The 4,631-nt window shown below is 73.9% G+C and carries 5 protein-coding genes; all 5 read right to left on the bottom strand.

The genetic code is table 11. The annotated features are described in order from the left end of the window. Window positions 1-104: 104 nt before the first annotated feature. Window positions 105-647, bottom strand: coding sequence for a hypothetical protein (locus tag H5J30_RS18400; protein ID WP_181788506.1), 543 nt, complete (start codon window positions 645-647; stop codon window positions 105-107). Between the two features lie 168 nt (window positions 648-815). Next, window positions 816-1,055, bottom strand: coding sequence for a ferredoxin (locus H5J30_RS18395; RefSeq protein ID WP_181788505.1), 240 nt, complete (start codon window positions 1,053-1,055; stop codon window positions 816-818). Between the two features lie 26 nt (window positions 1,056-1,081). Continuing rightward, the gene (locus H5J30_RS18390) at window positions 1,082-2,296 is read right to left on the bottom strand and encodes a cytochrome P450 (protein WP_181788504.1); all 1,215 of its coding nucleotides are present in this window, start codon (window positions 2,294-2,296) and stop codon (window positions 1,082-1,084) included. Window positions 2,297-2,304: 8 nt separating this feature from the next. After that, window positions 2,305-3,468 carry a cytochrome P450 gene (locus H5J30_RS18385; RefSeq protein ID WP_181788503.1) on the bottom strand — a complete coding sequence of 388 codons (1,164 nt, stop codon included), beginning with the start codon at window positions 3,466-3,468 and terminating at the stop codon, window positions 2,305-2,307. Window positions 3,469-3,598: 130 nt separating this feature from the next. Continuing rightward, on the bottom strand, window positions 3,599-4,631 hold a 1,033-nt coding region (locus H5J30_RS18380), incomplete at its 5' end, for an alpha/beta fold hydrolase (protein ID WP_181788502.1).

The following is a 4,631-nucleotide window of genomic DNA, read 5'->3' as shown; positions in this document are numbered from 1 at the left end:
CGGCTCGGGGCCGCCGTCCGCGGTGAGCGGGCCGGGCGGGCGGACTTCCAGCGCGCCCGGCGGGCGCTCCCGCAGGTTCAGCTCTTCCGTCTCCTCACGGCTCGTCACCGCATGCCCCCGCCGATCCGCATGCCGCCACCGGGGTACTTGTCCTGGCATGCCTGCCGGGCCGGCTCGAACTTCGCCGGGTCGGCTGCACCGATGTCCACGACCATGCTGTTGCCCTCGATCTCCGGGTCGGGGAAGTCGGGCACGCCGTTCTGGCGGATGCACTCGGCCCACTCCGCGACCTTCTCGGAGTCCAGCGGCTCACCGCCGCCCGGGCCGCCCTGGCGCTGCGGCTGCTTGTCGCGGCAGGCTTCCTCCGCGGCCTTGAACTCGGCGGACTCCGGGTCGAATCCGCCCTGGTTGAACATGACGCCGCCGGTGTCCTGCACCGGGTCCTTGAACTCCGGCACCCCGTTGTCACGCATGCACTGCGCGTACTCGACCGCCTGGTCGAACGGGCTGCCCGGAGAGGCGGACGTGCCGCCGTCGGAAGAGGCGGCCTCGGAATCGTCGGAGCACCCCGCCAGCACGACACTGACGACGAGTGCGGACGAGGCGAGCAGGGTCTGCGCGAATGCGCGTTTGCGTGTGGTGAACATGGGCCCAAGTTCTACGTGAGCGCCGGTCACAGGGCGGATACAGAACGCCGCCGGCGAAGGTCGCCGGCGGCGGCTTTCATGAGAATTCGATGAATGGCGTTCTGTCGGCGGTGCTCAGCGCACCGCGGCGGCCCGCTTTATCCTCAGAAGAACTTCAGGGAACCCCCGTCATTGCCGGACGTTCTCGGTGCTGTCGGCCCCGCCGGTGCCGCCGTCGGCGTGCAGCGAGATGGCCCGCCCGGGGCACCGCCCCGCGGCGCCGCGTACGGACCTCGCGAGCCCCGGGCCGGGGTGCGCGGTGGCGAGCAGCACCTTGCCGTCGTCCTCGGACTGGTCGAAGACCGCGGGCACGTGCATCATGCACAGCCCCGACCCCACGCACCTGTCGCGGTCGACCCGTACCTCCATCGTCGTCTCCCCTCCCCGGCTGCCGGTCACCAGGCGACCGGCAGCCGCTCCAGGCCGTAGGCGGTCGTGTGCAGCCGGAACGGCACCTCCGCGGCCGGCGCGGCGAGGCGCAGGTGGGGGAAGCGGCGCAGCAGCTCCGTGTAGCCGATGCAGAGTTCCATCCGGGCGAGCGCGGCGCCCAGGCAGTGGTGGACGCCGTGGCCGAAGGCGAGGTGGGCGGAGGGCGCGCGGGCGGGGTCGAAGCGGTCGGGGGCGGCGGTCAGCGCCGGGTCGCGGTTGGCCGTCGGCAGCGAGACGACGAGGTGTTCGCCGGCCTTGACGAGCTGTCCGCCGACGGTGACGTCCTCCAGGGCGGTGCGGGGCGTGGGCGCGTGCGGCACGGTGAGGTAGCGCAGCAGTTCCTCGACGGTGCGGTCCACCGTGCCGGGGTCCGCGCGGATCTCCGCGAGCCGCCCGGGGTGTTCGAGCAGCACGAGGGTGCCGAGGCTCAGCATCCCGGAGATGTTGTCGAGGCCGGCGAGCATCAGCAGGACGCAGACGCCGCGGAGTTCCTTGTCGGTGACGTCGGCTCCGTGGTCGCGTACGACCATGCCGAGGAAGCCGTCGTCGGGATCCCGGCGCTGCCCGGCGACCAGGGCGGCCAGGTAGCGCGAGAAGGCGGCGCCCGCGGCGGCCCGCGCCTGCCGGCCGCGGCCCTGGTCGAGGTGGTGGCGGGCGCGGCGCAGGAACGCCTCGCGGTCGTCCCGGGGGACGCCGATCAGCTCGCAGAGCACGGCGCCGGAGAAGGGGGTGGCGAACTGCTCGACGAGGTCGGCGGGCGGGCCGGCCCGCTCCACTGCGTCGAGCCGGTCGGCGGCGATCTCCTCGATCCGCGGGCGGAGGCGGCGGATCCGGCGGACCGTGAACTCCGGCGTGAGGATCTTCCTGAGCCGGGTGTGCTCGGGCGGGTCGTAGTCCATGAGCTGCCCGATCATGTCGTCCGGGCGGTAGTCGTCGGGGTACGTCCCGGCCGTGCCGGCCGCGCGGCCGAAGCGGCGGCGGGTGGAGAAGCGGACGTGGTCGCCGAGTACCTGGCGCACCGCGTCGTATCCGGTGACCAGCCAGACGTACTCCTCGCTGTCGCCCGGCCCGGCGCCGATCCTGGTGACGGGCCGTTCCGCGGCGAGGCGGCGCAGCTCGGCCCCGGGGTCGAAGCGCGATCTGCGGGTGTGGACGGGCGCGGGCCCGGGGCGGCGTGGCATGGGTCCCCCTACCAGGTGACGGGCAGCGCTTCGACGCCGTAGTTGGGCGCGTGTGTCCGGTAGCGCAGGTCTGCTGCCGGTACGGCCAGGCGCAGCCCGGGGAAGCGGTGCAGCAGCCGCGGGAGGGCGATCCTGAGCTGCACGCGGGTCAGCGGGGCGCCGAGGCAGTAGTGGATGCCGTGGCCGAAGGCCAGGTGGGGGGTGACCTCGCGGGTGATGTCGAAGCCGTCGTGGCCGGCGCCGTCCCCGGCCGCCCGGTTGACGGCGAGGAGGGAGCAGACCACGACGTCGCCCTTCTTGATCACGGCGTCGCCGACGGGCACGTCCGCGAGTGCGGTGCGCGGCGAGGAGGTGGCGATCACGGACACGTACCGCAGCAGTTCCTCCACCGCGCGGTCGGCCAGCTCCGGCTTCTCCAGCAGCAGCGCGAGCTGGTCGGGGTGGCCGAGCAGCAGCATCGTGCCGAGGCCGAGGGTGCCGGCGACGTTCTCGTAGCCGGCGGCCATCAGCGAGGTGCCGATGCCGGTCAGCTCGGTGTCGGTGACGTCGTCGCCGTGCTCGCGGATCAGCATGCCGAGCAGGTCGTCGCCGGGGTCGCGGCGCTTGCGCGCGACGAGTTGGCCCATGTAGCCGACGTATGCCTTGCCGGCGGTCATCTGCTGTTTCCGGCTGCGGTTGCCGGCCCGGCTGATGTCGAGGTTGCGGGCCAGCTCCGCCTGATCGTCGCGGGGCACGCCGAGGAGGGCGCAGCTGACGAGGCCGGGGATGGGCCAGGCGAAGTGGCGCATGAAGTCGGCGGGCCGGCCGGCCCGTTCGAGGGCGTCGAGGCGTTCACCGACGATCTCCTCGATGAAGGGCTCCAGCCTGCGCATCCGGCGGTTGGTGAACTCGGGGGTGAGCATGCGGCGCAGCCGGGTGTGGTCCGGCGGGTCGTACTGCAGAAGGTTGCCCTCCTGGATCTGGCGCCGCCGGTCCTCCTCGGTGTCGGCGGGCGGCATGGTGCTGAAGCGGTCCGCGTCGCCGAGGATCCGGCGCACCTCCGCCGGCCCGGTGGCGACCCAGTCGCGCGGGGTTTCGAGCAGCGGCGTCTCCTGGCTCATCCGGCGCAGCTCGGGCAGGGGTTCGAGGCCGTCCCTGCGGTTGTGTACGGGAATCTCCGGTGCCTTGGCCACGCGCGCGCTCCTTCTCACTGAATTCCTGCGTCATTTCGGCGTGCGCCGGGTGTGCGGGCGCGCCTTTCCGCTCGGCGTGCCGGTATACGGAATCCGGGTCGCCGAATTCCGTATACCGTCATGCGCCGGCTCATTTCTCCGGGGCCTCTTCCGGATTGCCCAGCCGCTCGGCGAGAATGCGGCCGATCTGCGCGGCGGGGGCGGATTTCAGCATTCCGAAGTGGTCCGCCCCGATCCGGTGCGGTTCGACGCTACCGGCGACGTACGGCTTCCAGCTCTCGGCCGCGTCGGCGGCGGGGAGCCGCTCCGGGCGGTCCTCGGTGGCGACGAACAGCAGCAGGTCGCCGGTCGTGCGGCGGGGGGTGTGCTCGGGGGCGAACCCGGCCGAGTGGCGCATGACCTGCTCCATCCGCGAACGCAGCCGGCCGCTGACGCCGGGCACCGCGGCTTCGTCTCCCCCGGGGCCGAGGAGCCGGCCCTGCGGGGCGGAGGCGGCGGCGCGGCCGGCGGCGTCCTCGTTGGAGAACAGGGAGGTGCCGGCGCCGCCGTCGGGGTACGCGTCCAGCAGCGCGAGCAGTTCCACGCGCTCGCCCTGCTCCTCCAGCCGGGCGGCGACGGCCTGCGCGAGCATGCCGCCGAAGGACCAGCCGAGCACGTGGTACGGGCCTTCGGGCTGCACGGTCCGCATCTCCGCGGCGTAGTCGGCGGCCATCTCGGCCACGCTCCGCGGCATCGGCTCGGGGCCGGCGAGCCCGCGCGCCTGGATGCCGTACACCGGCCGGTCCTGCGGGAGGTGCGGCACGAGGACCGCGTAGCTCCAGGCGAGACCGGTGGCGGAGTGCACGCAGAACAGCGGCGGGCGGCTGCCCTCCTTGCGCAGCGGGAGGAGCACGCCGAGGTCGCCGCCGCCCTCGGGGCGGCGGGCCTGCGCGAGCGCCTCGTCGTGCGCCGCGGCCCGCCGGTCGCGTACCGTCAGCCGGCCCGCGGTGCTCCAGTGGGCGCGCTCGCCGGTGCGCAGCATCCGCTCCCCCGCGGGGCCGTACGGGCAGGCCACGAAGTGCTCGCCGGTGAGCCGGGTGCTGCCGTGGTAGCCGCGGGCGAGGGTGGCACCGGCGACGTACAGGTCGCCGACCGCGCCGGGCGGGACCGGGCGGAGCCGGTCG

This window comes from Streptomyces phytophilus (assembly GCF_013870535.1).
Classification (GTDB): Bacteria; Actinomycetota; Actinomycetes; order Streptomycetales; family Streptomycetaceae; genus Streptomyces; species Streptomyces phytophilus.
The sequence above is the reverse complement of the archived record's forward strand: the minus strand, read 5'-3'. Positions and strand labels throughout refer to the sequence as shown.